This is a genomic window from Bacillus haynesii (genome assembly GCF_014042035.1).
GTDB lineage: Bacteria > Bacillota > Bacilli > Bacillales > Bacillaceae > Bacillus > Bacillus haynesii.
In genome coordinates, this window is record NZ_CP059494.1 from 2,868,847 (window position 1) to 2,895,615 (window position 26,769).

At 45.4% G+C, this 26,769-nt stretch carries 32 protein-coding genes, 2 tRNA genes, 3 rRNA genes and 1 pseudogene; 6 read left to right on the forward strand and 32 right to left on the reverse strand.

Annotation, left to right across the window (positions count from 1 at the left end; all coding sequences use genetic code 11):
* Positions 1-97 precede the first annotated feature (97 nt).
* Positions 98-966 (forward strand): annotated as a pseudogene (locus H2R00_RS14085) (PhzF family phenazine biosynthesis protein).
* Positions 967-995: 29 nt separating this feature from the next.
* Here the strand turns inward: H2R00_RS14085 and H2R00_RS14090 are convergent.
* From H2R00_RS14090 to H2R00_RS14100, 3 genes are all read right to left on the reverse strand, one after another.
* Positions 996-1,409, reverse strand: a complete 414-nt coding sequence (locus H2R00_RS14090) for a DUF5391 family protein (protein WP_182069538.1) — start codon at positions 1,407-1,409, stop codon at positions 996-998.
* Positions 1,410-1,443: 34 nt separating this feature from the next.
* Positions 1,444-2,421, reverse strand: coding sequence for a bile acid:sodium symporter family protein (locus H2R00_RS14095; protein ID WP_182069539.1), 978 nt, complete (start codon positions 2,419-2,421; stop codon positions 1,444-1,446).
* Between the two features lie 113 nt (positions 2,422-2,534).
* Positions 2,535-2,756 (reverse strand): WYL domain-containing protein, encoded by a 222-nt coding sequence (locus H2R00_RS14100; RefSeq protein WP_154996387.1) that lies wholly within the window; start codon positions 2,754-2,756, stop codon positions 2,535-2,537.
* Positions 2,757-2,931: 175 nt separating this feature from the next.
* Between H2R00_RS14100 and H2R00_RS14105 the strand changes: the two genes are divergently transcribed.
* The gene (locus H2R00_RS14105) at positions 2,932-4,101 is read left to right on the forward strand and encodes a serine hydrolase domain-containing protein (RefSeq protein ID WP_154996385.1); all 1,170 of its coding nucleotides are present in this window, start codon (positions 2,932-2,934) and stop codon (positions 4,099-4,101) included.
* Between the two features lie 141 nt (positions 4,102-4,242).
* Positions 4,243-4,410 (forward strand): hypothetical protein, encoded by a 168-nt coding sequence (locus H2R00_RS14110; protein WP_176277817.1) that lies wholly within the window; start codon positions 4,243-4,245, stop codon positions 4,408-4,410.
* Positions 4,411-4,532: 122 nt separating this feature from the next.
* Here the strand turns inward: H2R00_RS14110 and H2R00_RS14115 are convergent.
* The 5 genes from H2R00_RS14115 to H2R00_RS14135 form a co-directional block, all read right to left on the reverse strand.
* A tRNA-Thr gene (locus H2R00_RS14115) sits at positions 4,533-4,605 on the reverse strand.
* A 2-nt stretch (positions 4,606-4,607) separates the two neighbouring features.
* A tRNA-Asn gene (locus H2R00_RS14120) sits at positions 4,608-4,682 on the reverse strand.
* A 42-nt stretch (positions 4,683-4,724) separates the two neighbouring features.
* A 5S ribosomal RNA gene (gene rrf / locus H2R00_RS14125) occupies positions 4,725-4,840 on the reverse strand.
* Between the two features lie 56 nt (positions 4,841-4,896).
* Positions 4,897-7,819: ribosomal RNA gene (locus tag H2R00_RS14130) — 23S ribosomal RNA — on the reverse strand.
* Positions 7,820-7,993: 174 nt separating this feature from the next.
* Positions 7,994-9,535, reverse strand: a 16S ribosomal RNA gene (locus H2R00_RS14135).
* The 16S, 23S and 5S rRNA genes sit together here with 2 tRNA genes alongside, the layout of an rRNA operon.
* Before the next feature lie 336 nt (positions 9,536-9,871).
* Here H2R00_RS14135 and pdaB point away from each other — a divergent pair.
* Entirely contained in the window at positions 9,872-10,636 is a 765-nt protein-coding gene (pdaB, locus tag H2R00_RS14140) for a polysaccharide deacetylase family sporulation protein PdaB (protein WP_154999520.1), read from the forward strand.
* Between the two features lie 8 nt (positions 10,637-10,644).
* Here the strand turns inward: pdaB and H2R00_RS14145 are convergent, their stop codons facing one another.
* Positions 10,645-11,244, reverse strand: a complete 600-nt coding sequence (locus tag H2R00_RS14145; RefSeq protein ID WP_043925528.1) for a KinB-signaling pathway activation protein — start codon at positions 11,242-11,244, stop codon at positions 10,645-10,647.
* A 114-nt stretch (positions 11,245-11,358) separates the two neighbouring features.
* On the opposite strand from H2R00_RS14145, the gene gerD reads away from it, so the two are divergent.
* A complete protein-coding gene (gene gerD, locus H2R00_RS14150; RefSeq protein ID WP_154999521.1) occupies positions 11,359-11,940 on the forward strand; it encodes a spore germination lipoprotein GerD in 582 nt (193 codons plus the stop codon).
* Between the two features lie 53 nt (positions 11,941-11,993).
* Here the strand turns inward: gerD and H2R00_RS14155 are convergent, their stop codons facing one another.
* The 3 genes from H2R00_RS14155 to H2R00_RS14165 form a co-directional block, all read right to left on the reverse strand.
* The gene (locus H2R00_RS14155; protein ID WP_154999522.1) at positions 11,994-13,055 is read right to left on the reverse strand and encodes an iron-sulfur carrier protein/transcriptional regulator SalA; all 1,062 of its coding nucleotides are present in this window, start codon (positions 13,053-13,055) and stop codon (positions 11,994-11,996) included.
* A gap of 85 nt (positions 13,056-13,140) precedes the next feature.
* Positions 13,141-13,854: an N-acetylmuramoyl-L-alanine amidase CwlD gene (gene cwlD / locus H2R00_RS14160; protein ID WP_154999523.1), complete on the reverse strand. Its 714-nt coding sequence runs from the start codon at positions 13,852-13,854 to the stop codon at positions 13,141-13,143.
* Between the two features lie 92 nt (positions 13,855-13,946).
* Positions 13,947-14,390 carry a YbaK family protein gene (locus tag H2R00_RS14165; protein ID WP_182069540.1) on the reverse strand — a complete coding sequence of 148 codons (444 nt, stop codon included), beginning with the start codon at positions 14,388-14,390 and terminating at the stop codon, positions 13,947-13,949.
* Between the two features lie 110 nt (positions 14,391-14,500).
* Here H2R00_RS14165 and H2R00_RS14170 point away from each other — a divergent pair, with 110 nt between their 5' ends.
* A complete protein-coding gene (locus H2R00_RS14170; protein ID WP_182069542.1) occupies positions 14,501-14,959 on the forward strand; it encodes a DinB family protein in 459 nt (152 codons plus the stop codon).
* A gap of 51 nt (positions 14,960-15,010) precedes the next feature.
* Here H2R00_RS14170 and rpsI read toward each other — a convergent pair whose 3' ends face one another.
* The 20 genes from rpsI to rplR form a co-directional block, all read right to left on the reverse strand.
* Complete coding sequence (rpsI, locus tag H2R00_RS14175; RefSeq protein ID WP_154999526.1) at positions 15,011-15,403, reverse strand: 30S ribosomal protein S9; 393 nt, start codon at positions 15,401-15,403, stop codon at positions 15,011-15,013.
* 20 nt (positions 15,404-15,423) lie between these two features.
* A complete protein-coding gene (gene rplM, locus H2R00_RS14180) occupies positions 15,424-15,861 on the reverse strand; it encodes a 50S ribosomal protein L13 (protein ID WP_020449881.1) in 438 nt (145 codons plus the stop codon).
* Positions 15,862-16,021: 160 nt separating this feature from the next.
* Positions 16,022-16,765, reverse strand: a complete 744-nt coding sequence (gene truA, locus H2R00_RS14185) for a tRNA pseudouridine(38-40) synthase TruA (protein WP_154999527.1) — start codon at positions 16,763-16,765, stop codon at positions 16,022-16,024.
* A gap of 10 nt (positions 16,766-16,775) precedes the next feature.
* Entirely contained in the window at positions 16,776-17,573 is a 798-nt protein-coding gene (locus H2R00_RS14190; RefSeq protein ID WP_043925521.1) for an energy-coupling factor transporter transmembrane component T family protein, read from the reverse strand.
* Positions 17,570-18,439 (reverse strand): energy-coupling factor ABC transporter ATP-binding protein, encoded by an 870-nt coding sequence (locus H2R00_RS14195; protein ID WP_154999528.1) that lies wholly within the window; start codon positions 18,437-18,439, stop codon positions 17,570-17,572. Before H2R00_RS14195 ends, H2R00_RS14190 begins: the two co-directional genes overlap by 4 nt.
* Positions 18,415-19,260: an energy-coupling factor ABC transporter ATP-binding protein gene (locus H2R00_RS14200; protein ID WP_182069544.1), complete on the reverse strand. Its 846-nt coding sequence runs from the start codon at positions 19,258-19,260 to the stop codon at positions 18,415-18,417. Before H2R00_RS14200 ends, H2R00_RS14195 begins: the two co-directional genes overlap by 25 nt.
* A gap of 139 nt (positions 19,261-19,399) precedes the next feature.
* Positions 19,400-19,762, reverse strand: coding sequence for a 50S ribosomal protein L17 (gene rplQ / locus H2R00_RS14205; RefSeq protein ID WP_003178384.1), 363 nt, complete (start codon positions 19,760-19,762; stop codon positions 19,400-19,402).
* 77 nt (positions 19,763-19,839) lie between these two features.
* Positions 19,840-20,784: a DNA-directed RNA polymerase subunit alpha gene (locus H2R00_RS14210; protein ID WP_043925518.1), complete on the reverse strand. Its 945-nt coding sequence runs from the start codon at positions 20,782-20,784 to the stop codon at positions 19,840-19,842.
* A gap of 174 nt (positions 20,785-20,958) precedes the next feature.
* The gene (rpsK, locus tag H2R00_RS14215; protein WP_020449874.1) at positions 20,959-21,354 is read right to left on the reverse strand and encodes a 30S ribosomal protein S11; all 396 of its coding nucleotides are present in this window, start codon (positions 21,352-21,354) and stop codon (positions 20,959-20,961) included.
* 20 nt (positions 21,355-21,374) lie between these two features.
* The gene (rpsM, locus tag H2R00_RS14220; RefSeq protein ID WP_003178378.1) at positions 21,375-21,740 is read right to left on the reverse strand and encodes a 30S ribosomal protein S13; all 366 of its coding nucleotides are present in this window, start codon (positions 21,738-21,740) and stop codon (positions 21,375-21,377) included.
* A 22-nt stretch (positions 21,741-21,762) separates the two neighbouring features.
* Positions 21,763-21,876 carry a 50S ribosomal protein L36 gene (gene rpmJ, locus H2R00_RS14225; protein ID WP_003156543.1) on the reverse strand — a complete coding sequence of 38 codons (114 nt, stop codon included), beginning with the start codon at positions 21,874-21,876 and terminating at the stop codon, positions 21,763-21,765.
* Positions 21,877-21,909: 33 nt separating this feature from the next.
* Positions 21,910-22,128 (reverse strand): translation initiation factor IF-1, encoded by a 219-nt coding sequence (gene infA, locus H2R00_RS14230; protein ID WP_003178377.1) that lies wholly within the window; start codon positions 22,126-22,128, stop codon positions 21,910-21,912.
* The gene (locus tag H2R00_RS14235; RefSeq protein WP_003178375.1) at positions 22,106-22,435 is read right to left on the reverse strand and encodes a KOW domain-containing RNA-binding protein; all 330 of its coding nucleotides are present in this window, start codon (positions 22,433-22,435) and stop codon (positions 22,106-22,108) included. The genes infA and H2R00_RS14235 overlap by 23 nt, the downstream gene beginning before the upstream one ends.
* 10 nt (positions 22,436-22,445) lie before the next feature.
* On the reverse strand, positions 22,446-23,192 hold the full coding sequence (map, locus tag H2R00_RS14240) for a type I methionyl aminopeptidase (RefSeq protein ID WP_182069546.1): 747 nt from the start codon (positions 23,190-23,192) through the stop codon (positions 22,446-22,448).
* Entirely contained in the window at positions 23,189-23,842 is a 654-nt protein-coding gene (locus H2R00_RS14245; protein WP_043925514.1) for an adenylate kinase, read from the reverse strand. The genes map and H2R00_RS14245 overlap by 4 nt, the downstream gene beginning before the upstream one ends.
* 53 nt (positions 23,843-23,895) lie before the next feature.
* Positions 23,896-25,191: a preprotein translocase subunit SecY gene (gene secY, locus H2R00_RS14250; protein ID WP_154999530.1), complete on the reverse strand. Its 1,296-nt coding sequence runs from the start codon at positions 25,189-25,191 to the stop codon at positions 23,896-23,898.
* A 1-nt stretch (position 25,192) separates the two neighbouring features.
* Positions 25,193-25,633 carry a 50S ribosomal protein L15 gene (gene rplO, locus H2R00_RS14255; RefSeq protein WP_003178364.1) on the reverse strand — a complete coding sequence of 147 codons (441 nt, stop codon included), beginning with the start codon at positions 25,631-25,633 and terminating at the stop codon, positions 25,193-25,195.
* Positions 25,634-25,663: 30 nt separating this feature from the next.
* On the reverse strand, positions 25,664-25,843 hold the full coding sequence (gene rpmD / locus H2R00_RS14260) for a 50S ribosomal protein L30 (RefSeq protein WP_003178363.1): 180 nt from the start codon (positions 25,841-25,843) through the stop codon (positions 25,664-25,666).
* Positions 25,844-25,856: 13 nt separating this feature from the next.
* The gene (rpsE, locus tag H2R00_RS14265) at positions 25,857-26,357 is read right to left on the reverse strand and encodes a 30S ribosomal protein S5 (protein WP_025805814.1); all 501 of its coding nucleotides are present in this window, start codon (positions 26,355-26,357) and stop codon (positions 25,857-25,859) included.
* A gap of 24 nt (positions 26,358-26,381) precedes the next feature.
* Positions 26,382-26,744, reverse strand: coding sequence for a 50S ribosomal protein L18 (gene rplR / locus H2R00_RS14270; protein ID WP_154999531.1), 363 nt, complete (start codon positions 26,742-26,744; stop codon positions 26,382-26,384).
* Positions 26,745-26,769 lie beyond the last annotated feature (25 nt).

The following is a 26,769-nucleotide window of genomic DNA, read 5'->3' on the forward strand; positions in this document are numbered from 1 at the left end:
TCTTTATTTTTGGACTGTTCAATGATTCTCATCTCATGTAAGATATGTAAAACTGCCTTTAGGGCGGGAAGGTCATTTTAAAGGGGAGAGACATCAGATGGAATTTTATCTTGTGGATGTGTTTGCAGAAACAAAATATACAGGAAATCAGCTCGCTGTTTTTAAAACAGAAAAAAACCTATCAAGTGATGAAATGCAAAAAATAGCCAGGGAAATCAATTTTTCCGAGACAACATTTATACTAGGGAAACAGGGAAACGGCGGGTACGATGTCCGAATTTTCACCCCGGAAAAAGAAATTCCGTTTGCAGGACATCCGACGCTGGGCACAGCGTTTATCATTAAAAATGAAATCGAAACTGAACCATCTTCAAATGTCATTTTAAATGTAACAGCAGGCGCAATACCAGTGACGTTTGACAAAGGTGATGATCAGATCATTTGGATGAAGCAAAATCCGCCCGTATTTAATCAAATTTTTGATAAAGAAATGATGGCAAGGTACTAGGAATCGACACATATGATATGGATTCGAATTTCCCGATACAAGAGGTTTCTACAGGCCTTCCGGCAGTTATCGTACCATTAAATTCGCTAAATGCAGTTAAAAAATGCAAAATCAACAAGGATCGGTTTGAAGCTTTTATAAAAGAAACAGAAGCCAGTCTGCTCGTTTTTTCCACCGAAACATATCATGAACAAAACCACATCAATGCACGAGTATTTTGCGACTGTCTCAGCGTTCCCGAAGATCCGGCAACAGGAAGCGCAATCGGGGATCTCGCAGGATATTTACTGCATCACGGTTATTTTAATCAAAATGAACTCAGCATAAGGGCTGAACAAGGGTTTGAAATAAACCGCCCTTCCCTGCTTTATATTGAAGCGCAAACAACGGAAAACAGCACAGAGATTTACGTCGGGGGAAACGTCCACCTGATCGCAAAAGGAACTTGGCGAACTTGAACAGAACGCGGGAAAGCGGTTTTTGAATATCAGAAAGAGGCACTTGCCGACGGCCGGCGAAAGGCGACGACTAACCAAATCACATTCACGATCGCTAACAAAATGCAAAGGCCTGCGACGCCCAATAATGCAAAAGCATATCCGCCAAAAGCGCCAATCAACATAACCACTGGAATCATGGTCAGCGCGATGAGTAATCCGATTCCGCAAAGAACAGCCATCACAAACTTCATTGCATCAAACCCTGCCATATAAACAGCGAGGGGCAGCATATATAAGAGCAAAACGGTTCCGATTGCGGCCCACATCCCCAAAGTGCCAAACTCATTAGCATGAGGCCCTGAATGAGCGAGCGGAGAAAGTGAAGCTGTGACTATCATAGAACAAAACAAAAATGCGGAGATTAAAGTCCAGATCATCACACTTACTTTATTGGTTTTCATTGTTTTTCACTCCTGTAAGGTTTGAGTCTGCCAACTATGAGGGCAGACTCGTCTTTTTGTCCAAATGATACGCTTTTTTAAGCTCGCTTCTTGCAATCAAATGCCCAAATAGCGCGGCCAGGACTTGTTGGAACAGCATGCCGATGACAACGGGTACCGCCACTTGCGGCGGAAAAAATCCGGTGGCCAACACAGCTCCCGCGCTAATATTCCGCATTCCGCCAGTAAAAATTAAAGCTACGATTTCCTCCTGGGGCCGCTTCATCAGCCGGCCTATCAGCCAAGCTGTCAGGTAGCCTGTAAATGCCACCAAAAAAACCGTAACGGCTATCGTTAAAAACTTTAAATCGACGTTTTTCAGGTAAGGAGCAACCACTGAGCTGTTAATCGCCACCACGGCGGCTAACCCGATTTTCGAAAATGGAGCACAATTCGCGCTTAAACGCGCTGTCCGCTCCGGTATTGAAAATTGATTGACGAGCATTCCTAATAAAGAAGGAATCACAATCATTCCGACTAAACCTTTCATCATACCGATAACGTCCATTTCAACATGCGCACCGGCCAAAATGGAAAGACTGAACGGAACAATAAAAGGCGAAAGAATGGTGTCCACTAAAATAATCGATAGGGTTAAGCCGATGTTTCCTTTATACATGGCAGCCCAAATCATACTCGTAATACCCGTCGGAATGACAACACCAAGGGTAAGCCCTGTAATCGTCAATGAATCCCCGCTAAACACGAGATGCCCCGTGCTCCATGCCAAAACAGGCATAAATATGTGCAAAACAAATAAAGCGAGAAGCATCGGCAAGGGATGAACCATCGCTGTTTTCAGCGACTGAAAATTTGCCCCAAGGCTGCCGGCAAACGTCATGAACGCAAAAATCCACGGCACAAGACCCGCCAGCCCACTTAAGTAATCCGCAAGCAGCACTCCGCTGACAACACTTAAAGGCGTCAGTAAAGGCATAATCTTACCAAGTGTTTTATTGATCGTCTGAAGCATAGATGTAAAACGCCCGCTCTCTTTAAATCGAATTTACATTCATTATAACAAAAGATGGAATATCAAAACAGGAAGGGAATACAGAAAGAAACAACAAGATGGAGAAACAGCTTTTAAGCATAATGGGCTGAATTTCTTTTTTTATATGGGAACACGGACAAAATGGACTCCATCTTAAACATTCTAATCTGTTGTTTTTGAAAGCAAAATGCTTTCACATAACCGTTTTTTATTTCTTTTACAAGAATCGCCCGCTTAGAAAAACCGCTTTTTTTCATGTAAATGATTTCTACCGGAAAACCGTCTTCCATGGAACGATACAACAGCTTTTTCATCGTCTCACCTCACATCTTTATTTTATGAGAACGTTTGTTCTAGATCAAGTATAAACAGAATGTAAATTTTGGCATTATTCGAGTTCATGTATGAAAATATTAGCATTTTGAAGAAACTTTTTAAGGGGTTATTGCGTCAGTAAATACGTCACATATAAAAGAAGGAGTACCCGACATGGCAAGAACATACAGAACGCGAATAAAGAAAAGAAAAAAGCAGAAAACAAAAAGGAGGCTCATCATATTTTCCTTTCTGCTTGTTTGTGGATTAATTTATCTTGCACTTCCAAGCGGTATGCGAGATCACCAGGAAAACCAATTGCAGGCAACTGAAAAAAAGGCACAACCTGAAGCAAAGAAGAAGACAAATCAAAATGAAACAAAAAAGAGCCCTATCGTTACAAAAAATGATAATGCTCAATTGGATCAATATTTAAAAAGCATTGGATTCAGCGGCACAGCATTGATCGTAGAAGATGGAAAAGTGGTGACAAGCAAAGGGTATTTATATGCAAACCGCGAAGAAATGGTCCCCAATACACCGGATACCGTCTTTTATATAGGGTCATCACAAAAAGCGATTATTGCAACGGCAATTCTACAGCTTGAGGAAAAAGGATTACTATCTGTAAATGACCCTGTTTCTAAGTATCTTCCTGATTTTCCAAACGGCTCAAAGATCACCCTTTATCATTTCTTGACGCACACATCCGGAATTAGGGGTCACAAAGAAGGCCGCGGATATATTTCGCCGGAAGATTTAATTAAAGATATCGAAAAACGGGGCGTAAAATACCCAACTGGAAAATGGGATTATAGAGACTCCAATTACTCTGTTCTCGCATACATTGTTTCCATGGTAAGCGGTGAACCAGTCGACCAATACATCAAAAAGCATATTTTTAATCCTGCCGGTATGGAGCACGCAGGCTTTTATAAAACATTTGCTAAAGAGTCAAATCCATCGACAGGGTATAAATTAAACCTGCAAAAAAAGCTTTTTACGCCTGACATGCCGGATCTATCACAGCTTTACGGAGCCGGTGATATTTATATGACCGCTTATGACATGTATTTGTTTGATAAAGCACTTTACGAAAGAAAAATCATTTCCAATGACAGTTTTACAAAAATGTTTACACCGAACAAAGCAACATACGGCATGGGCTTTTATGTGTCTCCTGGAAGCTATTCAAGTCACGGTGTCATGCCCGGCTACAACATATTAAACAGCTTCAGTCTGACAGGGAGCAGATACGTCATCCTATTTTCCAACATCCAAAACAACATTAAGTCTTTTGGCAGTGTGAATAATCGGATCTTCTCTATTTTAAATGGATTTTAAATATGCTTAAACAAGCTCTCTGGCTCAGATGACAGAGAGCTTGTTTTAATGGAAAAGAGTGTTTTTACAGCTAAAAGGGATTTTAATTATAAATATAGAAGATAGATGATAAATGAGTTTTCAATATAAAGGAAGGTTGTCATGTCTTTATTAACGCTTAGCAAAATCGTGACCATTATAGGCGTTGCAGCATTATTTATATGGACTTTTAAAGACTCAAAACAGCATGAACCTGATACGTTAAAGTATGCAAGTTATATGTTGTTTCTTCTTGTCTTAGAAGTCACACTGAACGTTTTATGGGGATAAAAGTAAAAGCAGGCATTTAGCCTGCTTTTATACATTCAATAAGTCGGAAGCAAAATATCGCAAAAACAAAAAAAGCTTTCCCCACAATAGGAGAAACCTTGTCATATCAACGTATTCACTTAAGCTTCCAAGCGGGCTCGAACCGCTGACCTCTTCCTTACCATGGAAGTGCTCTACCTGCTGAGCTATGGAAGCATTGGCTCCGCAGGCAGGATTCGAACCTGCGACCGATCGGTTAACAGCCGATAGCTCTACCACTGAGCTACTGCGGAATAAGATAGCTTCAATTCATGCAGGGTAAAGATATATAAACAGCTTGGCGGCGTCCTACTCTCACAGGGGGAAGCCCCCAACTACCATCGGCGCTGAAGAGCTTAACTTCCGTGTTCGGCATGGGAACGGGTGTGACCTCTTCGCTATCGCCACCAAACTAATTGAGAGGTGTTCTCTCAAAACTAGATAACGGTCAGACAATTCACAAATATTTAGGTTAAGTCCTCGATCGATTAGTATCTGTCAGCTCCATGTGTCGCCACACTTCCACCTCAGACCTATCAACCTGATCATCTTTCAGGGATCTTACTTCCTTGCGGAATGGGAAATCTCATCTTGAGGGGGGCTTCATGCTTAGATGCTTTCAGCACTTATCCCGTCCGCACATAGCTACCCAGCGATGCCCTTGGCAGAACAACTGGTACACCAGCGGTGCGTCCATCCCGGTCCTCTCGTACTAAGGACAGCTCCTCTCAAATTTCCTGCGCCCGCGACGGATAGGGACCGAACTGTCTCACGACGTTCTGAACCCAGCTCGCGTACCGCTTTAATGGGCGAACAGCCCAACCCTTGGGACCGACTACAGCCCCAGGATGCGATGAGCCGACATCGAGGTGCCAAACCTCCCCGTCGATGTGGACTCTTGGGGGAGATAAGCCTGTTATCCCCGGGGTAGCTTTTATCCGTTGAGCGATGGCCCTTCCATGCGGAACCACCGGATCACTAAGCCCGACTTTCGTCCCTGCTCGACTTGTAGGTCTCGCAGTCAAGCTCCCTTGTGCCTTTACACTCTGCGAATGATTTCCAACCATTCTGAGGGAACCTTTGGGCGCCTCCGTTACCTTTTAGGAGGCGACCGCCCCAGTCAAACTGCCCACCTGACACTGTCTCCTGCCCGATAAGGGCAGCGGGTTAGAAGGTCAATACAGCCAGGGTAGTATCCCACCGATGCCTCCACCGAAGCTGGCGCTCCGGTTTCCAAGGCTCCTACCTATCCTGTACAAGCTGTACCAACATTCAATATCAGGCTGCAGTAAAGCTCCACGGGGTCTTTCCGTCCTGTCGCGGGTAACCTGCATCTTCACAGGTACTATAATTTCACCGAGTCTCTCGTTGAGACAGTGCCCAGATCGTTGCGCCTTTCGTGCGGGTCGGAACTTACCCGACAAGGAATTTCGCTACCTTAGGACCGTTATAGTTACGGCCGCCGTTTACTGGGGCTTCAATTCGCACCTTCGCATACGCTAAGCGCTCCTCTTAACCTTCCAGCACCGGGCAGGCGTCAGCCCTATACTTCGCCTTACGGCTTCGCAGAGACCTGTGTTTTTGCTAAACAGTCGCCTGGGCCTATTCACTGCGGCTCTCTCGGGCTTGCACCCTAACAGAGCACCCCTTCTCCCGAAGTTACGGGGTCATTTTGCCGAGTTCCTTAACGAGAGTTCTCTCGATCACCTTAGGATTCTCTCCTCGCCTACCTGTGTCGGTTTGCGGTACGGGCACCTCTCACCTCGCTAGAGGCTTTTCTTGGCAGTGTGGAATCAGGAACTTCGCTACTATATTTCGCTCGCCATCACAGCTCAGCCTTATGGGAAACGGATTTGCCTATTTCCCAGCCTAACTGCTTGGACGCGGATATCCAATACCGCGCTTACCCTATCCTCCTGCGTCCCCCCATTGCTCAAATGGTGAGGAGGTGGTACAGGAATATCAACCTGTTGTCCATCGCCTACGCCTTTCGGCCTCGGCTTAGGTCCCGACTAACCCTGAGCGGACGAGCCTTCCTCAGGAAACCTTAGGCATTCGGTGGAGGGGATTCTCACCCTCTTTCGCTACTCATACCGGCATTCTCACTTCTAAGCGCTCCACGAGTCCTTCCGGTCTCGCTTCACAGCCCTTAGAACGCTCTCCTACCACTGTTCGTAAGAACAGTCCGCAGCTTCGGTGATACGTTTAGCCCCGGTACATTTTCGGCGCAGAGTCACTCGACCAGTGAGCTATTACGCACTCTTTAAATGGTGGCTGCTTCTAAGCCAACATCCTGGTTGTCTAAGCAACTCCACATCCTTTTCCACTTAACGTATACTTTGGGACCTTAGCTGGCGGTCTGGGCTGTTTCCCTTTCGACTACGGATCTTATCACTCGCAGTCTGACTCCCAAGGATAAGTCTTTGGCATTCGGAGTTTGACTGAATTCGGTAACCCGGTAGGGGCCCCTAGTCCAATCAGTGCTCTACCTCCAAGACTCTTACCTTGAGGCTAGCCCTAAAGCTATTTCGGAGAGAACCAGCTATCTCCAGGTTCGATTGGCATTTCACCCCTACCCACACCTCATCCCCGCACTTTTCAACGTGCGTGGGTTCGGGCCTCCATTCAGTGTTACCTGAACTTCACCCTGGACATGGGTAGATCACCTGGTTTCGGGTCTACGACCACGTACTCATGCGCCCTATTCAGACTCGCTTTCGCTGCGGCTCCGTCTTTTCAAACTTAACCTTGCACGGGATCGTAACTCGCCGGTTCATTCTACAAAAGGCACGCCATCACCCGTTAACGGGCTCTGACTACTTGTAGGCACACGGTTTCAGGATCTCTTTCACTCCCTTCCGGGGTGCTTTTCACCTTTCCTCACGGTACTGGTTCACTATCGGTCACTAGGAGTATTTAGCCTTGGGAGATGGTCCTCCCGGATTCCGACGGAATTTCACGTGTTCCGCCGTACTCAGGATCCACTCAGGAGAGAACGAAGTTTTGACTACAGGGCTGTTACCTCCTATGGCGGGCCTTTCCAGACCTCTTCATCTACCTCGTTCTTTTGTAACTCCGTACAGAGTGTCCTACAACCCCAAGAGGCAAGCCTCTTGGTTTGGGCTAATCCCGTTTCGCTCGCCGCTACTCAGGGAATCGCATTTGCTTTCTCTTCCTCCGGGTACTTAGATGTTTCAGTTCCCGGGTCTGCCTTCTCATATCCTATGAATTCAGATATGGATACTGCTCCATTACGAGCAGTGGGTTTCCCCATTCGGAAATCTCCGGATCAAAGCTTGCTTACAGCTCCCCGAAGCATATCGGTGTTCGTCCCGTCCTTCATCGGCTCCTAGTGCCAAGGCATCCACCGTGCGCCCTTTCTAACTTAACCGTTAAAAAGAATCACTACGTGATATCTTGCATTACAATTGAATGTGAATGTCTACTTTCGTTATCTAGTTTTCAAAGAACACGCTTTGAAGGAATGATCCTTCAAAACTAAACAAGATCTAAACGCACCTGTCTATAAGACCGCAAGGTCTTATATTCCGTATAATATCCTTAGAAAGGAGGTGATCCAGCCGCACCTTCCGATACGGCTACCTTGTTACGACTTCACCCCAATCATCTGTCCCACCTTCGGCGGCTGGCTCCAAAAGGTTACCTCACCGACTTCGGGTGTTACAAACTCTCGTGGTGTGACGGGCGGTGTGTACAAGGCCCGGGAACGTATTCACCGCGGCATGCTGATCCGCGATTACTAGCGATTCCAGCTTCACGCAGTCGAGTTGCAGACTGCGATCCGAACTGAGAACAGATTTGTGGGATTGGCTTAGCCTCGCGGCTTCGCTGCCCTTTGTTCTGCCCATTGTAGCACGTGTGTAGGTCATAAGGGGCATGATGATTTGACGTCATCCCCACCTTCCTCCGGTTTGTCACCGGCAGTCACCTTAGAGTGCCCAACTGAATGCTGGCAACTAAGATCAAGGGTTGCGCTCGTTGCGGGACTTAACCCAACATCTCACGACACGAGCTGACGACAACCATGCACCACCTGTCACTCTGCCCCCGAAGGGGAAGCCCTATCTCTAGGGTTGTCAGAGGATGTCAAGACCTGGTAAGGTTCTTCGCGTTGCTTCGAATTAAACCACATGCTCCACCGCTTGTGCGGGCCCCCGTCAATTCCTTTGAGTTTCAGTCTTGCGACCGTACTCCCCAGGCGGAGTGCTTAATGCGTTTGCTGCAGCACTAAAGGGCGGAAACCCTCTAACACTTAGCACTCATCGTTTACGGCGTGGACTACCAGGGTATCTAATCCTGTTCGCTCCCCACGCTTTCGCGCCTCAGCGTCAGTTACAGACCAGAGAGTCGCCTTCGCCACTGGTGTTCCTCCACATCTCTACGCATTTCACCGCTACACGTGGAATTCCACTCTCCTCTTCTGCACTCAAGTTCCCCAGTTTCCAATGACCCTCCCGGTTGAGCCGGGGCTTTCACATCAGACTTAAGAAACCGCCTGCGCGCGCTTTACGCCCAATAATTCCGGACAACGCTTGCCACCTACGTATTACCGCGGCTGCTGGCACGTAGTTAGCCGTGGCTTTCTGGTTAGGTACCGTCAAGGTACCGCCCTATTCGAACGGTACTTGTTCTTCCCTAACAACAGAGTTTTACGATCCGAAAACCTTCATCACTCACGCGGCGTTGCTCCGTCAGACTTTCGTCCATTGCGGAAGATTCCCTACTGCTGCCTCCGTAGGAGTCTGGGCCGTGTCTCAGTCCCAGTGTGGCCGATCACCCTCTCAGGTCGGCTACGCATCGTTGCCTTGGTGAGCCGTTACCTCACCAACTAGCTAATGCGCCGCGGGTCCATCTGTAAGTGGTAGCTAAAAGCCACCTTTTATAATTGAACCATGCGGTTCAATCAAGCATCCGGTATTAGCCCCGGTTTCCCGGAGTTATCCCAGTCTTACAGGCAGGTTACCCACGTGTTACTCACCCGTCCGCCGCTGACCTAAGGGAGCAAGCTCCCGTCGGTCCGCTCGACTTGCATGTATTAGGCACGCCGCCAGCGTTCGTCCTGAGCCAGGATCAAACTCTCCATGAAGTTTGATAATGACTACGCACACTCACATGTGCGATTTATTTAATGAATTAACAGGTACGTTTGTCTTGTTTAGTTTTCAAAGATCATTTCCGCTTCGTTCAGCGGCTTTAATAATATAACATCAAGCTCACATATTTGTCAATAACTTTTCTCAAAATTATTTTTTGGAGCTTTTTATGTCGGCTGTTTATCAGCGACGAATAATAATATAACATGTTTATTCAAATCCGGTCAACCCTCTTTTTAATTTTTTTCTTAAGATGAATTATTGTTATGTTCTATTTTAAACAAGCATAGGATGAAAACAAAGCAGCATGGACAAGGAGGAGTTTTTCTGTGAACCATTTTTATGTGTGGCATATCAAACGGATTAAGCAGTTAATCATTATTATGATAGCCGCTTTTGCGACAGCAAGTTTTTTTTATGTACAAAACCTGCTCCCTCTTCCTGTGTTTTCTACAGAAGGCGGAGCAAAAGCGGTATATAGAGGAGATTCAAATACAAATGAAGTGGCCCTTACTTTTAATATCAGCTGGGGAGATCAAAAGGCCATACCTATTTTAGATACATTAAAAGCAAACGGTATTAAAGATGCGACCTTTTTTCTTTCAGCTTCATGGGCGGAACGCCATCCGGATGTCGTGGAAAGAATCCGTAAAGACGGTCATCAGATCGGGAGCATGGGCTATGCTTATAAAAACTATTCGCAAATGAAGAAAAGCGAGATCAAAAAAGACTTAACAAAAGCACAAAACTCCTTTCAAAAACTCGGGCTTGACGACCTCACGCTTTTAAGGCCGCCGACCGGCCAGTTTAATAAAGACGTACTCGATGTCGCTAAACAGTACGGCTACACCGTTGTTCACTACAGTATTAACTCGGATGACTGGACGAACCCGGGGGTTCAAAAGATTGTCCAAAACGTAAATGAAACGGTGAACGCTGGTGATATCGTGCTCTTTCACGCTTCAGATTCGGCCAAACAAACAAAAGAAGCCCTGCCTGAGATCGTGCACCACCTCAGAGGCAAGGGACTCAAAAACGTAACCGTCAGCGAATTAATCGCAAATACGGATGCAAAATCTTCAGAAGTAAAATAGCAACCGGTCTAAGTGCGCGCCTGAAACTTTGGCAGCATTAAAAGCTGAAAAGCGTTGCATGCTAGTAAAGGAAGCAGCATTAAATAGAGCCAGTCCTCTTCATTGACCCTTAATGCCGGGAACCACTCCATCACAGTAAAAACAAACATAAGAAATAACGCGGAAACGAACGTTTTTTTAGAGGACTGTTTTTGCTTTGCATAAGCGGCCGCAATGCCTACCGCCAAAATAAAGAGCGGCAGCCAAATATATGGAATGATGGAGCCTCCCTCTTTTTCAAAAAATAGAAAACGCAAGTAAACCAAATCAAACGCAACAAATATAATTAAAAACAGCTGAATCGAATTCCACAATGAATGTGATCTGAAAATTTCCAGTGCAAAGCGGTGAATCGTTAAGAAAATCACAAACCCCATTTGAGCAATCACGCTAAAGATCATGCCAACCCCGATAAACCAAAATAGAACAGAAAGAATCTCCAATACCTCGAAGGAAAGAAACAGCTCCTTATATCTTCCCCACTCTATGGCAAAACCGACAATACTTGTAGTCAAAGCTCCGACACCCAATACGGAAAAGAAAAATCGGACGAGATTACGGCTTTTCATTGAGACTTCCCAACCCCTAAGTAAACCGCTGTATACAGCGATATTTTGTTATGTATAAATTTTTAAAAGACATTCATATTAAAGGTAAGACGAGTTTTCGAAAGGAGCTTAAGCATGTTCAAGACCACAATGCTATCGATAAGCTGTTTTCTGTTTCTATCTGTAACAGCTTGTGCTCCCACGGACCAAGCAGCTGAGATGGACTATGATCAAACCAAAAAGATGGTTGTTGATATATTAAAGACAGATGACGGAAAAAAAGCGATTCAAGAAATATTAAATGATGACAAATTAAATGAAACACTTGTAATGGATGAAAAAACTGTCAAGGAAACCGTTGAAAAAACAATGACCTCCAAAAAAGGAACTGAATTTTGGAAAAAAGTCTTCGAAGATCCAAAATTCGCAGAAGGCTTTGCCAAAACACTTCAAAATGAACACGAAAAAGTGCTGAAAAAACTGATGAAAGATCCTGAGTACCAAAAAATGCTGATCCAGGTCATGCAGGATCCTGAAATGGCCAAAAAATACGGTGAACTTGTCAGAAGCCAGGAATTCCGAACCCACCTGCAGGAAGTAATATCCGACACCCTGACAAGCCCTCTCTACAGAAAGCAGTTTGAAGAGGAACTTAAAAAAGCTGCTTCTGAAAGCATGAAAGAGGAAATGAAAGGCGGCGGCGAAAAACAAAGCTGAGCCGCTTTTCATTCACCAAAAGCTTCTTCCGCGGAGGGAGCTTTTTCTGCTTTTTAAGCTTTTGCACCAATGCTTTCGTCGATTTTTTTAGCGATATCCAAATAAATGGCGCCGGTCGGATGGCTTTCATCATAAACGGACGGCGCAAATTCGCTGTCATCCCAATCCGGCTGCTTCAGCGGAATTTTTCCCAGAATTGGAACGCCGAGTTCTTCTGCGAGCTTCTCGCCTCCGCCTTTGCCGAATACGTATTCTTTTTCGCCTGTTTTGACGCTTTCGTAATAAGCCATATTTTCAACGATCCCCACGATTTCATGATCGGTCTTCAAGGCCATCGCGCCCGCTCTTGCAGCGACAAACGCAGCAGTAGGATGCGGCGTCGAAACGATCACCTCTTTGCAGCTTGGAAGCATTGAGTGAACATCAAGCGCTACATCGCCTGTTCCCGGCGGCAGGTCTAAGATAATATAATCGACATCTCCCCATTCAACCTCATGGAAGAAGTTATTCAGCATTTTTCCAAGCATGGGGCCTCTCCAAATGACAGGGGCATTGTCTTCAACAAAAAACCCCATCGAAATCACTTTGACACCGAATCTTTCAACCGGCACGACCTTTTCTCCTTCGATCGTCGGCCGTACAGTGATTCCCATCATATCCGGAACGCTGAATCCGTAAATATCGGCGTCGATTAGTCCGACTTTTTTTCCGATTCGCGCCAGAGACACAGCCAAATTGACCGACACCGTCGATTTGCCGACGCCGCCTTTACCGCTTGCCACCGCTAAAAATACAGGCTGTTTTTCACTATTGAGCAGAGATTGATCCTGCCCTTGGGCAGACTCTTGATAACTCATCACGACTTCTTCAGGCAGCTCTTCAAACCGCAGGCCGACCGTCTCTGCACCGGCTTCCTTCAACCGTATGACGATTTCCTGCTGAAGCTGCATTTGTTCGGCAGATCCCGTTTTTGCGAGCGCCACCTTTACGCTGACGTGCCGTTTTTCGGGTTTTATTTTAATTTCCTTGACGGCATCCAGCTCTCTGAGCGGCTTGTGAAGAAATGGCTCGTCCAAATCGCCGACTATTTTTTTTACATCGTCTTCTCGCAACATTGATCTCACCCTTTGTTGTATTCGTTTACAAAATAAGTATAGCATATCTTTCCTTATAGTGTCTTTGACACAAAAAGAAACCCTCTTATTCAGGAGGGTCTCTGTCTTCTGTAAAGTAGCGCAATACGCCTTTATATACGGATGCTGCGATTTTGTCCTGATATTTGGGCTTGGCCAGCTGTTTTGCCTCTTTCGGGTTTGACAAAAACCCGATTTCGACGAGGGCCCCCGGCTTTTTCACATTTTGCATCAAATAAATTCCGTGTATCCGCTTTGCCTTCCGCGTCGTGTTTTCAAGATTATGTCTTAATTCATCCTGAATAAACTTGGCGGCCCGTTCGTTCTCTTCATATTGCCCGTAAAAGAAGCTTTGCGCACCGCTCCATCGCGCAGAAGGAATCGCATTCAAATGGATGCTGAGGTAAAGGTCGGCTTCAGAATTGTTGATCATGTCGACCCTCTTCCGCAAGTCTTCCGCTTTCCTTCTGCTGAGCCCCTTCGTTTCTTCAGGAGCGAGATCATGATCGTCCTCCCGTGTCAGCATCACCAAGGCGCCCTGCTCCTGAAGATAGTCCCTGATTCTTAGGGATACTTCAAGCGCCACGTCTTTTTCAAGGAGTTCACCGCTTGATGCTCCTCCATCCGCGCCCCCGTGTCCAGGATCAATATAAATGATTTTGCCGCTCAGCGGAAGATTCCATGACCGCCAAGAATTATCATTGTGGAATTGATATTGAAATAAACATAATAAAACGACAAAGCCGAGTAAAAACCCGAGCCATTTTATTTTTTTCTTCATCCCTTTCCCTCCCGCTCGTCCTTACTACAAGATATGGGACAAGGAAAGGAAATATGATTCAGCTTGGCCGCACTTTTACATAAAACTTCATTTTATCTGAGCCGAAGCTTAAAGCGTCTTTCCCGCTGGCTGAAGCCTTCTTTCCACCAGCTTTGGATAAAGTATTCGCAGGCATAATAAAGCGGTTCATGAGCCGCTTGAATATTAAAAGCTTCAGACCAGCTGACAGCATATTCATAAAGCTCGTGCAGAAGCTGTTTTTCTTCTTTTTCTGAGCGGACCATCGCTCGTTGAACGGGTTCTCCGTGATAGCCGAACTTCCCGTACTCGGCTCCCAGCAGATATGCTTCAATGGCAAAATCGATGCAGCCGTCATACAAGATATCCGTGTGCTTAGAAAAAAAGTAAAAAAGAGGAGCAAAGCATTCCTCCGCAGAAATCAGCATTTTTTCCAAAGACAGCTCACGCAGAAGCTTTTTCTCCAAATTGATTTGCTTCTTTTGTCTTTCATTGTTAAAAGATACGACCGTCCCCATAGAACCGCCTCCTTTTTACCTTGTATTGTGCAGTCGGGAGCCGGAAATCATGCTTTTCTAAGGAAGGGAAACGGAGGAAGAAGCCGAAAATATTAGGAGAGGTGAGCTGAGTGAAAGGATTATTTCTATATAATTGGGAAGTTCGGGATGCGTGGTTTAAGTGGTGCCTCAGCCAGCCAGAAGAGGAGCTGGTCAAGAAGCGTTCAGGCGGAATGGGAAGCATTATGGAAAATCTGTTTCACATTGTAGATGTGGAAGTAAGCTGGATTTACGCCATTTTAGAAAAACCGGATCTTCAACCTGATTACTCTCATTACCAGACAACTCAGCAGATCGCCCAGTTTTCGGACGTGCACCGCTCCGAAATTGAAAGTGTGGTTTTCAATTATTCCAGCGCCTTCGAACATCTGCCGGTTAAAGCGGCTTGGTCAGTTGAAACCTACACGCAAGGCGATATTTTAAGGCATTTAATCGCACACGAGATCCACCATATCGGCCAAATCTCCGTCTGGGCGAGGGAATCGGGCTCTGCTCCAGTATCCGCTTCATATGTAGGAAGGAAAGTATAACCAAAAAAACTCCCAAACCAAATGGTTTGAGAGTTTTTGAAACGCCAGAAATTAACGTTTTGAGAACTGAGGTGCACGGCGTGCGCCTTTAAGTCCGTATTTTTTACGCTCTTTCATACGTGCGTCACGAGTCAGTAGACCGGCACGTTTTAGAGTTGAACGGTATTCCGGATCTGCTTCAAGCAAAGCGCGGGCGATACCGTGACGGATTGCTCCTGCTTGACCTGATAAGCCGCCTCCATGTACGTTTACTAAAACATCATAAGTGCCAGCTGTTTCAGTCAAAGTTAATGGTTGCTTGATATCCTCGATTAGAGCTGCAGATGGGATGTGTTCGCTGATTTCACGATTATTAACGATGATACGGCCTTCTCCTGGAACTAAACGCACACGCGCTACAGAGCTTTTACGACGGCCAGTACCGTAATATTGAACCTGTGCCAAATTGGTAACCTCCTTTTTAATTAACCGCGAAGTTCGTAAACTTCAGGTTTTTGTGCTTCGTGTGGATGCTCAGAACCACGGTATACGTTCAATTTTTTGAACATTTGACGACCTAGAGAACCTTTTGGAAGCATGCCTTTGATCGCAAGTTCAAGCATTTTCTCAGGGTAGTTTGTACGCATTTCAAGAGCAGTTCTTGATTTTAAACCGCCTGGATGTTGAGTGTGACGGTAGTAGATTTTGTCTGTTAACTTTTTACCAGTTAACTCGATTTTTTCAGCGTTGATGATGATCACATGATCTCCAGTGTCAACGTGTGGTGTGTAAGTTGGTTTATGTTTTCCGCGAAGGATAGATGCAACTTCTGTAGAAAGACGTCCTAGCGTCTTGCCAGCAGCATCAACAACTAACCACTTGCGTTCAATATTACTTGCGTTAGCCATAGGTGTTGTACGCATTAAATTTCCCTCCTAAATGATCTGCCATTTTCAATAAACTTCAATTACGTTCTATTTCAAAACACAATAAGTTTCCGGGGCTTATCGTGGGGTTGAAATACATACCATATGATATCTTATAACTTTCTGTACTCTCTGTCAAGAAAATGTTACACCTGGTTTAGTTGTCATAGATAACACGCCATAAATACAAGCCGTGCGCCGGTGCAGTACGCCCTGCGGCATCGCGGCTTCTGGCAAGAATCATCTTTTCAATGTCACCAGGGGAAAATTTGCCGGTTCCTACATCAAGAAGCGTGCCGACGATGATTCTAACCATGTTATACAAAAATCCGCTTCCCACAATTCTCATCTGCAGTCCGTCCCCTGTGTCAGACCATTCCAGTTCATGGACCGTTCTGACTTTGTCCTTCACTTCGGTTTTGGTCGCACAAAAGCTTGTGAAGTCATGGGTTCCGACCAGATAGCGGGAGGCTTCTTTGACTTTCTCCATATCAAGGTCATACGGAACATGGTATGCATAGTAGCGCTTAAAAACGTCCGGATGTCTGCCCCTGTAAATCAAATACCGGTATTCTTTTCTTTTCGCAGAAAACCTCGCATGAAATTGATCATCGACAGCTTCCGCCTTGTGGACCGATATATCATCAGGGAGCAGGGCATTCAAAGCATACGGCCATTTCGCCTCAGGAATTGATAGCGGACTGTCAAAATGAATCGTCTGTCCGACTGCGTGAACGCCGCTGTCGGTGCGCCCGGATGAAACGACAGGAATACGCTCCTTCGCCTTATGGAGCGTTTGCAGCGCTTTCTCAAGCTCATCCTGAACCGTTCTTTGCCCAGGCTGCACTTGGTAGCCGTAAAAAAGGTGTCCGTCATATGAAATCGTGCACTTCATTCTCATCGTCTATCACCTAAGTCCGCAATAAAATTAGCAAAACGCCAAGAACAGCTAAAATGAGGAGCACGGAAGTATCCTTCCATTTCCACGTCAGCTGCCTGTATTTTGTACGGCCTTCCCCTCCCCTGTATCCTCGTGCCTCCATCGCGGTTGCAAGCTCTTCGGCTCTTTTAAAGGCACTGACAAACAGCGGGACAAGAAGAGGAACGATCGCTTTGACACGCTCTTTAAGCGGGCCGTTCGTAAAATCGACGCCTCTTGCCATTTGCGCTTTCATGATTTTATCCGTCTCTTCGATCAGAGTCGGTATAAATCTGAGGGAGATGGACATCATGAGAGCGAGTTCATGAACAGGAAGCTTCAGTTTTTTAAACGGACCGAGCAAATGCTCCAAACCATCGGTCACTTCGATTGGAGTCGTCGTCAATGTTAAAATCGTTGTGATCATGATGAGGTAAACAAAGCGCAGCGATATAAAAATCCCTTGAACAAGTCCCTGTTCATAAATTTTAAACAGGCCGAGATCGGCGAGAACCGGTCCTTCCCTTGTCATAAAAATATGAAGCAGAAACGTAAACAGCACAATCCAGAACACCGGCTTCATTCCTTTTAAAAGGAATCGCACCGGAACGCCCGACAAAGCTGCGGCGGCAACCGTAAACAGGCCGAGCAATGCATATGTTTCCGTATTATTCGCGAAAAAAACGATAAAGACAAAAAGGAAAATGGTTAACAGCTTTGTACGCGGATCGAGCCGGTGAATGATCGATGTCCCGGGTACATATTTGCCGATAATGATATTGTCCATCATAAAGCACTTTCCTCCTGAAAAAGAGCTTTAATTTCGGAGGCTGCTTCTTCAACCGTCAAGATCGGCGCTTTGAACGTAATGCCCAGCGTCTCTTCAAGGCGTCTTTGGAATTTAATCGTTTCCGGCAAATCAAGCCCTAAAGCGGCGATATCGTCTTTCTTTGAAAAAAGCTCCCGCGGCGTCCCTTTTGCTTTAACCGTGCCTTTATGCATCACAATCAGTTCATCTGCATACGCTGCCGCATCTTCCATACTGTGGGTGACGAGAATCGTCGTCAGCTTCCTCTGCTTATGGAGGCGGTAGAACATGTCCATGATCTCTTTGCGGCCTCTTGGGTCAAGCCCTGCCGTCGGTTCATCGAGGACGAGGACTTCAGGCTCCATCGCCAGCACTCCCGCAATGGCCACGCGGCGCATTTGCCCGCCGCTTAGTTCAAACGGGGACCGGTCGGACAGCTCCTCATCCAAACCTACAAGCTTCAGCATTTCCCTCGCTTTTTCTTCCGCCTTCTCCCGGCTCATGCCGAAGTTGATCGGGCCGAATGCGATGTCCTTTAAAATTGTTTCTTCAAACAGCTGATGTTCGGGAAACTGAAAGACAATCCCGACCTTTTTCCGCAAGGCTTTTAGGTGTTTATTCTTTTTGCCTGCTTCAAGAACATCCTCGCCGAGGCGTATCTGTCCTTTTGTCGGTTTTAAAAGCCCGTTCAGGTGCTGAAGCAATGTCGACTTTCCCGATCCTGTATGACCGATCACAGCGACATAGCTTCCCTCTTTAATCACGACGTTGACATCATAGATCGCCAGGCGTTCAAAAGGCGTTTTCATCTGGTATCGGTGCTCTACATCTTTGATTTCAATGTCCATAGCTCATTCACCAATCCTTCTTGTGTCAGATGATCGCCTTTCAGAGCCAGACCGCTTTCCTTCAGCATCTGGCTGAGCTGAAAAGAAAAAGGCAAATCAAGCCCGATTTTAATGAGATCTTGATTCAGACGAAAGACTTCCTGCGGAGGGCCTTCGGCAAATTTTCTTCCGCCGTTCATGACGATGATCCGGTCGGCCTTAGCAGCTTCGTTTAAGTCATGTGTAATCGAAATGACCGTAACCATTCCTTGTTCTTTCAGCCTTCTGACCGTATCTAGCACTTCTTCCCGCCCCATCGGGTCGAGCATGGAAGTCGCTTCATCGAGAATCATGATGTCAGGCCGGGCGGCAAGTACTCCCGCAATCGCAACACGCTGCTTTTGTCCTCCCGAGAGATGGTGCGGCTCTTGATCGAGAAATTCTTGCATGTTCACCTGTTGAACGGCCCAATCCACCCTTTCCACCATGTCCTCTCTTGGAACTCCGTTGTTTTCTAAACCAAAAGCCACATCATCGCGGACGGTTGTCCCGACAAATTGGTTATCCGGATTTTGAAACACCATGCCGACTTTTTTTCGGACATCCCAGACCGTCTCTTCTGTCAGCTTGATACCGCCGACTTCAATCGATCCTTCGTCAGGCAGGATCAGTCCGTTTAAAGCACGGGCGAGCGTCGACTTCCCTGAGCCGTTGTGACCGACGATCGCAAGCCATTCTCCTTTCGACACATGGAAAGATACGTGGTCAAGTGCAGGCCTGTCTGCATCCTTCTGGTAGCGAAACGTGATATCCTCTGCAGCGATTAATCGCTCTTGATTCATTTGCCCGTCCGGCCTCCTCTCCTCTAGCTCTGCTTTTCTGACTATTCTTTTATCATAGAAAATTCCCCGGTATCTAAAAAAAGGGCATAGATCCAGTTAAAAACTGTCCCGCCCTTCTTTAGACACACAAAATATGTGATTAAACCAATTCGATGATAGCCATTGGTGCTCCGTCACCACGGCGAGGACCAAGCTTCATAATACGTGTGTATCCGCCTTGGCGCTCTTCATAACGAGGTGCTACGTCAGAGAAAAGTTTTTGAAGTGCATCTTGGTTTTTCTCTGCATCTGCAACCTCATTGCGGATGTATGCAGCTGCTTGGCGGCGTGCGTGTAAATCTCCGCGCTTGCCAAGTGTAATCATTTTTTCTACAACAGAGCGAAGTTCTTTCGCGCGAGCTTCTGTTGTTTCAATTCTCTCGTTGATGATCAAGTCTGTTGTAAGATCACGCAGCATTGCTTTACGCTGTGCACTAGTGCGTCCTAGTTTTCTGTATGACATGTGGTGTCCCCTCCTTTATTGAAATACTCTATCTGAAATAAAAAACACACGAAAATCCTAGTTCACATGGAAACTAGTCAATCGTCTTTACGAAGGCCAAGTCCAAGTTCTTCAAGTTTCGCTTTTACTTCTTCAAGCGACTTGCGACCCAGGTTGCGAACTTTCATCATATCTTCTTCGGTTTTGTTCGCAAGTTCTTGAACTGTATTGATTCCCGCACGCTTCAAGCAGTTGTAAGAACGGACAGAAAGATCGAGCTCTTCAATAGTCATTTCAAGAACTTTTTCTTTTTGATCCTCTTCTTTTTCAACCATAATTTCAGCATGCTGAGCTTCGTCGGTCAAACCGACAAAAATATTAAGGTGTTCAGTCAAAATCTTTGAACCAAGCGCAATTGCTTCTTTTGGTCCAGTGCTTCCATCTGTCCATACGTCAAGCGTAAGTTTGTCATAGTTTGTAATCTGACCCACACGAGTATTCTCAACTTGATAAGATACACGAGAAACAGGTGTAAAGATGGAATCAATCGGGATGACGCCAATCGGCTGATCGTCTCTTTTATTCGAGTCAGCTGGTGTATACCCGCGACCTCTTTGAGCGGTTAAGCGAACTCGAAAACTCGCATTTTGGCCAAGAGTCGCAATGTGAAGATCAGGATTCAAAATCTCAACATCACTGTCGTGGGTAATATCAGCAGCTGTTACAACTCCTTCACCCTGAACATCAATCTCAAGCGTCTTCTCTTCTTCAGAGTAGATTTTCAGTGCAAGTTTTTTAATGTTTAAGATAATCGTTGTAACATCTTCAACAACGCCTTCGATCGTCGAGAATTCATGCAGTACACCATCTATTTGGATCGATGTTACAGCGGCACCAGGGAGTGAGGATAAAAGGATACGACGTAAGGAGTTACCCAAAGTTGTACCATATCCACGCTCAAGTGGCTCTACGACAAATTTACCATACTTGGCATCGTCGCTGATTTCAACCGTTTCGATTTTTGGTTTTTCAATCTCGATCATTTCATAAAACCCTCCTTCAAAACGTCGAAACCCCGGAAAGAATTTCTCTGATTCTATCCGAAATTCCCCATTGTTTAGTCCCGTATGTGCTCAGGCAACGAGTGTGCATTCGTTTTATAAATTAACTGTATCATAACCCATTATTGACAGGGACACAAAATCTATACAAACAAATTACACGCGGCGACGTTTTGGCGGACGGCATCCGTTATGAGGAACAGGCGTTACGTCTCTGATCGCTGTAACTTCTAGTCCAGCAGCTTGAAGTGCACGAATTGCAGCTTCACGGCCGGAACCTGGTCCTTTTACAGTAACTTCAAGAGTTTTAAGTCCATGTTCGATAGAACCTTTAGCAGCTGTTTCAGCAGCCATTTGTGCAGCGAATGGAGTGGATTTTTTAGAACCTTTAAATCCTAGAGATCCGGCACTTGACCAAGAAAGAGCATTGCCATGAACATCTGTGATAGTAACAATCGTGTTGTTGAAAGTTGAACGGATATGAGCAATTCCAGATTCAATATTCTTTTTCACGCGGCGTTTACGCGTGTTTGTTTTACGAGCAGCAGCCATTGTTTAATTACCTCCCTTGCTTATTTTTTCTTGTTAGCTACAGTACGACGCGGACCTTTACGAGTACGCGCGTTATTTTTAGTATTTTGACCGCGAACAGGCAATCCGCGACGATGACGAATTCCGCGGTAGCTTCCGATTTCGATCAGACGTTTGATGTTTAGAGACACTTCACGGCGAAGGTCACCTTCAACTTTCAATTTGTCGATCACGTCACGGATTTTACCAAGTTCTTCTTCAGTCAAATCACGAACGCGAGTATCTTCAGAAACTCCAGCTTCTTTTAAGATTTGCTGAGCCGTTGTACGACCGATTCCAAAGATGTATGTTAATGAAATAACAACACGCTTATCACGTGGGATATCTACACCAGCAATACGAGCCATCTCTCTCGCACCTCCTTAAAAATTATCCTTGTTTTTGTTTATGCTTTGGATTTTCACAGATCACCATTACTTTTCCTTTTCTGCGAATGACCTTACATTTTTCACAGATCGGTTTAACTGATGGTCTCACTTTCATGTGTTTCCAACCTCCTTCAATTTCCGGAGTGCTTTATTTGTAACGGTACGTAATTCTACCACGAGTTAAGTCATATGGAGATAATTCTACCGTAACTTTGTCTCCAGGTAAAATGCGAATGAAGTGCATGCGGATTTTACCAGATACATGAGCCAAAACTGTGTGGCCATTCTCAAGTTCAACTTTGAACATTGCGTTTGGCAACGTTTCGACTACAGTACCTTCCACTTCAATTACATCGTCTTTCGCCATTCAAGTGTTCTCCCTTCTTCAAATCAGTAACTTGCTCTCTGACAAATTTCAAAAGAGAAAATCTCAATTTTCCGTTTGTCACACGCCCTGTTTCGTTTATACTGTTCTGAACTTCCGGAGATACGCAATCATAAAAGGTTAAATGATTGATATTCTTTTTCTTAGGAGAATGAAATTTACGCTTTTCTCCGTCTGCTACCAGCACATGATGATGATCGACTATATCAATAACAACTGCGTATTGGTTCATTTCGCGGCCTCTTGTCATGCGTACGAACTGTCCAATTTCAGGTGTTTTCCGATACATCTCATTTCACCTAGGCTTTTGTCAGTATCTCAAAACCGGCATCCGTAATGGCAATCGTGTGTTCAAAATGAGCACACTTCTTCCCGTCCACAGTTACAACCGTCCAGTTGTCAGCCAATGTTTTGACATAGCGTGTGCCTGCATTGACCATCGGCTCAATGGCCAAGACCATGCCAGGCTTTAAACGCGGGCCTTTGTTCGGCGGACCGTAGTGCGGAATTTGCGGATCCTCATGCAGATCCTGCCCTACCCCGTGTCCTACATATTCCCTGACGACTGAAAATTGTTCGCTTTCGACATACGTTTGTATTGCGTGGGAAATATTCGACAAACGTTCTCCCGATTTTGCTTCCTTCAAGCCTCTATATAAAGACTCCTCTGTCACATCCAGCAGCTTTTGATCATCATCGCTAATCGTACCCACTGGATAAGTCCATGCAGAGTCACCATGATAACCGTTCAGCTTCGCACCGATATCGATGCTGATGATGTCTCCGTCGCGAAGGACCCGTTTTCCCGGAATACCGTGCACGAGTTCTTCATTGACCGAAACGCAAATGCTCCCGCGAAAACCATTATACCCTTTAAAAGATGGGATTGCACCTTGCTTTGTAATAAAACGTTCGGCAATTTGATCCAGTTCTTTTGTCGAGATGCCGGGTTTAATGTGCTTTTTTAGCTCCTGATGAGTTAAAGCGACAATCCGTCCAGCTTCCCGCATGATTTCGATTTCTCGGGGAGTTTTACAAATAATCATTTGTCCTGGCCTCCGAGCAGCTCCTTTATATCAGCGTAAACTTCATTTATGTGCTTCTGCCCGTCAATGTTTACGAGATATCCTTTATCCTCGTAGAAATCGAGTAAAGGCTGAGTTTGCTTCATGTTGACCTCTAACCGCGTGGATACGGTAGCTTCATTATCGTCTTCACGCTGATAAAGCTCTCCTCCACACTTGTCGCATACATTTTCTTTTGCAGGCGGATTAAAGACTAAATGATAAGTTGCACCGCAGTTTTTGCAGATTCTGCGTCCTGTCAGACGTTCCATCAATGCATCTTTATCGACTTGAATGTTGATGACATGGTCAATCGACTTGCCAAGTCCTTTAAGAATTTCCTCAAGTGCTTCAGCTTGAGCGACTGTTCTCGGAAATCCGTCCAGAAGAAAACCTCCGTCACAATCATTCTTGCCAAGTCTCTCCCTGACAATACCAATTGTCACTTCATCCGGAACAAGCTCGCCTTTATCAATGTATGATTTGGCTTCAAGTCCCAGATCCGTTTCTTCTTTCATCGCAGCGCGGAACATGTCTCCTGTTGAGATATGAGGTATCCCAAAATCTTCAACAATCCGTTCAGCCTGTGTCCCTTTACCGGCTCCAGGCAGTCCCATTAAGACTAAGTTCATTTCGGATTCCCCGTCCTCTCTATTTTAGAGGGAATGGGCGCGCCCCATTTCCTCTAGTGCTTCATAAATCCACGATAGTTTCGTTTTACCAGCTGGCTTTCAAGCTGCTTCATTGTTTCAAGTGCAACCCCGATGACAATCAGCAAACTTGTTCCGCCAATTTGTGCAGATGAAGGCAGCCCAGCAATATTAACGAACAAGACAGGAAGAATGGCAATCACGGCCAAGAATATGGAGCCTACAAATGTAAGTCGATACAAAATGCTCGTAATTCTATCTTGAGTCATTTTTCCTGGACGAACTCCCGGAATATAGCCACCTTGTTTTTTAAGATTATCGGCCATTTGCTCAGGGTTTACCTGCACAAATGCATAGAAATAGGTAAAGGCGATAATCAATGCCGCATAAACTCCCATTCCGACCGGATGCGTGTAATCAAACGTTTTTTGAATCCAATTCGTGACGTCATTGGTACCAAAGAATGTTGCCACGGTCCGCGGAGTGGTGATAAATGCTACTGCAAAGATAACCGGAATAACTCCCGCCGGGTTAACCTTCAGCGGCAAGTGTGTAGACTGGCCGCCAGGAACCGGTGAACGGCCTGAACCTTTCGCATATTGAATTGAAATTTTTCTAACTGCCTGTTGGATGAAAATAACGCCAACGACAATTGCCAAAATCGCAACCAATATAACGACAACCTTTATGATTTGCAAGAATAACTGATCTCCAGCATCTACAAACTGCTGAGCGTAGATCTGATTAATCGTCGTCGGAATGCCGGCAACGATACCGGCGAAGATGATAATGGATATTCCGTTACCAACTCCATGAGACGTAATTTGTTCTCCCAGCCACATTAAAAAAGCAGTTCCAGCAGTTAGTACAATCGCAATAAGCAAATAAGTACCGACTCCCGGGTTTGTAATCAACGCGCCGCCGGCCATGTTGTTAAACCCGTAAGACATACCTAAAGCCTGGATAAATCCAAGAACAATTGTGAAGTACCTTGTGAACTGAGCTAGTTTTCGGCGACCAACTTCCCCTTGCTTAGACCATTCCGTAAACTTCGGCACAACATCCATCTGCAGGAGCTGGATGATGATTGAAGCTGTGATGTAAGGCATGATTCCCATCGCAAGAATGGAGAAGTTGAACAATGCACCGCCGCCAAATGTGTTTAGAATCCCAAATACGCTCATTTGATCCTGTGCCTTTAAAACTTCTGTGTTTACGTGCGGCACAGGAATGAACGAACCGAGACGAAAGACGATAAGCATTAAAAGAGTGAAGATAATCTTATTCCGAATATCCTTCACACGCATAAAATTGGAGATTGTCTTAAACAAGTTAGATCACCTCAGCTGTACCGCCAGCAGCCTCAATTGCTTGTTTAGCAGAAGCGGAGAATTTATTGGCTTTAACAGTTAATTTCTTTTCTAATTTACCGTCGCCAAGAATTTTCACTCCAGATTTCAACTTGCTGATTACACCTGTTTCTAAAAGAAGTTCAGGAGTAACTTCCGTCCCTTCTGCAAAGCTGTTGAGTTTGTCTAGGTTGACCACAGCGAATTCCTTGCGGTTGATGTTTGTGAAACCGCGTTTAGGAAGACGTTGGAACAAAGGCATTTGTCCACCCTCGAATCCAGGACGTACACCGCCGCCAGAACGAGCGTTTTGACCTTTATGACCTTTACCAGCTGTTTTACCGTTACCAGAACCAATACCACGACCTACGCGGTTGCGCGTTTTACGTGAACCTTCTGCGGGCTTTAATTCATGAAGTTTCATTTGGACACCTCCTTAGCCTATCGTTTATTTTTAAAGTTCTTTAACAGAAACTAAATGAGATACTTTGTTAATCATACCGCGGATTGCAGCGTTGTCTTCATGAACGACAGTTTGGTTTGTTTTCTTTAAACCGAGCGTTCTTACAGTAATGCGCTGATCTTCCGGGCGTCCGATTACACTGCGTTTGAGGGTAATTTCTAATTTAGCCATTAATGTTCCCTCCTTATCCTAACAGTTCTTCTACAGATTTTCCACGAAGCTTCGCAACGTCCTCAGCGCGTTTCAGCTCGCTTAAACCTTGGACTGTTGCACGGATCATGTTGATCGGTGTGTTAGAACCTAAAGACTTAGAAAGGATATCAGATACACCTGCAAGCTCAAGTACCGCACGTACTGGGCCTCCAGCGATGACTCCCGTACCTTCAGAAGCAGGTTTTAACAAGATGTTTCCTGCACCGAAACGTCCGATGATTTCGTGTGGAATTGTAGTTCCAACCATTGGTACTTCGATCAAATTCTTTTTCGCATCTTCAACAGCTTTGCGAATCGCTTCCGGAACTTCTTGTGCTTTACCAGTTCCGAAACCAACGTGACCGTTTTTGTCACCGACAACGACTAGAGCTGCGAAACGGAAACGACGACCACCTTTAACAACTTTCGCTACGCGGTTAACGGTAACTAAGCGTTCTTCTAACTCTAATTTGCTTGGGTCAATACGACGCATATTCATATGTCCCTCCTTCTTTTATTAAAATTCTAATCCAGCTTCGCGTGCAGCATCAGCCAATGCTTTTACACGTCCATGATAAAGGTAACCGCCACGGTCGAACACGACATTTGTGATACCTTTTTCAGAAGCGCGTTTTGCAACAAGCTCTCCAACTTTTGCAGCCGCAGACGTATCGCTGCCATTTTCAGCGTTAAGGTCTTTATCAAGAGTAGATGCACTCACAAGTGTAACACCGTTCACGTCATCGATCACTTGTGCGTAAATATGTTTATTTGAACGGAAAACATTTAGACGAGGTCTCTCAGGGGTTCCTGAAAGCTTCGCACGAACACGAGCGTGTCTTTTAAGACGTGCAGCATTCTTGCTTGTTTTCGTAATCATCTGGGTCACTCCTTTCTCACATTAA

Bases quoted from the DNA above. Each gene is read 5' to 3' on its own strand.
- cwlD (WP_154999523.1), bottom strand. From the start codon at position 13,854: ATGAAGAAAAAAATAAAATGGCTCGGGTTTTTACTCGGCTTTGTCGTT.
- H2R00_RS14110 (WP_176277817.1), top strand. From the start codon at position 4,243: ATGTCTTTATTAACGCTTAGCAAAATCGTGACCATTATAGGCGTTGCA.
- H2R00_RS14245 (WP_043925514.1), bottom strand. From the start codon at position 23,842: ATGAACTTAGTCTTAATGGGACTGCCTGGAGCCGGTAAAGGGACACAG.
- rpsK (WP_020449874.1), bottom strand. From the start codon at position 21,354: ATGGCTGCTGCTCGTAAAACAAACACGCGTAAACGCCGCGTGAAAAAG.
- rpsM (WP_003178378.1), bottom strand. From the start codon at position 21,740: ATGGCTCGTATTGCTGGTGTAGATATCCCACGTGATAAGCGTGTTGTT.
- H2R00_RS14190 (WP_043925521.1), bottom strand. From the start codon at position 17,573: ATGATGGACAATATCATTATCGGCAAATATGTACCCGGGACATCGATC.
- H2R00_RS14195 (WP_154999528.1), bottom strand. From the start codon at position 18,439: ATGGACATTGAAATCAAAGATGTAGAGCACCGATACCAGATGAAAACG.
- H2R00_RS14235 (WP_003178375.1), bottom strand. From the start codon at position 22,435: ATGTATCGGAAAACACCTGAAATTGGACAGTTCGTACGCATGACAAGA.
- rpmJ (WP_003156543.1), bottom strand. From the start codon at position 21,876: ATGAAAGTGAGACCATCAGTTAAACCGATCTGTGAAAAATGTAAGGTC.
- H2R00_RS14095 (WP_182069539.1), bottom strand. From the start codon at position 2,421: ATGCTTCAGACGATCAATAAAACACTTGGTAAGATTATGCCTTTACTG.
- rplQ (WP_003178384.1), bottom strand. From the start codon at position 19,762: ATGTCATACAGAAAACTAGGACGCACTAGTGCACAGCGTAAAGCAATG.
- H2R00_RS14200 (WP_182069544.1), bottom strand. From the start codon at position 19,260: ATGAATCAAGAGCGATTAATCGCTGCAGAGGATATCACGTTTCGCTAC.
- H2R00_RS14090 (WP_182069538.1), bottom strand. From the start codon at position 1,409: ATGAAAACCAATAAAGTAAGTGTGATGATCTGGACTTTAATCTCCGCA.
- H2R00_RS14100 (WP_154996387.1), bottom strand. From the start codon at position 2,756: ATGAAAAAGCTGTTGTATCGTTCCATGGAAGACGGTTTTCCGGTAGAA.
- H2R00_RS14155 (WP_154999522.1), bottom strand. From the start codon at position 13,055: ATGTTGCGAGAAGACGATGTAAAAAAAATAGTCGGCGATTTGGACGAG.
- rpsE (WP_025805814.1), bottom strand. From the start codon at position 26,357: ATGCGTCGTATTGACCCAAGCAAATTAGAGTTAGAAGAACGCTTAGTT.
- rplM (WP_020449881.1), bottom strand. From the start codon at position 15,861: ATGCGTACAACACCTATGGCTAACGCAAGTAATATTGAACGCAAGTGG.
- rplO (WP_003178364.1), bottom strand. From the start codon at position 25,633: ATGAAACTTCATGAATTAAAGCCCGCAGAAGGTTCACGTAAAACGCGC.
- H2R00_RS14105 (WP_154996385.1), top strand. From the start codon at position 2,932: ATGGCAAGAACATACAGAACGCGAATAAAGAAAAGAAAAAAGCAGAAA.
- infA (WP_003178377.1), bottom strand. From the start codon at position 22,128: ATGGCGAAAGACGATGTAATTGAAGTGGAAGGTACTGTAGTCGAAACG.
- truA (WP_154999527.1), bottom strand. From the start codon at position 16,765: ATGAGAATGAAGTGCACGATTTCATATGACGGACACCTTTTTTACGGC.
- map (WP_182069546.1), bottom strand. From the start codon at position 23,192: ATGATTATTTGTAAAACTCCCCGAGAAATCGAAATCATGCGGGAAGCT.
- H2R00_RS14165 (WP_182069540.1), bottom strand. From the start codon at position 14,390: ATGGGGACGGTCGTATCTTTTAACAATGAAAGACAAAAGAAGCAAATC.
- rplR (WP_154999531.1), bottom strand. From the start codon at position 26,744: ATGATTACGAAAACAAGCAAGAATGCTGCACGTCTTAAAAGACACGCT.
- H2R00_RS14145 (WP_043925528.1), bottom strand. From the start codon at position 11,244: ATGAAAAGCCGTAATCTCGTCCGATTTTTCTTTTCCGTATTGGGTGTC.
- H2R00_RS14210 (WP_043925518.1), bottom strand. From the start codon at position 20,784: ATGATCGAGATTGAAAAACCAAAAATCGAAACGGTTGAAATCAGCGAC.
- rpmD (WP_003178363.1), bottom strand. From the start codon at position 25,843: ATGGCTAAATTAGAAATTACCCTCAAACGCAGTGTAATCGGACGCCCG.
- gerD (WP_154999521.1), top strand. From the start codon at position 11,359: ATGTTCAAGACCACAATGCTATCGATAAGCTGTTTTCTGTTTCTATCT.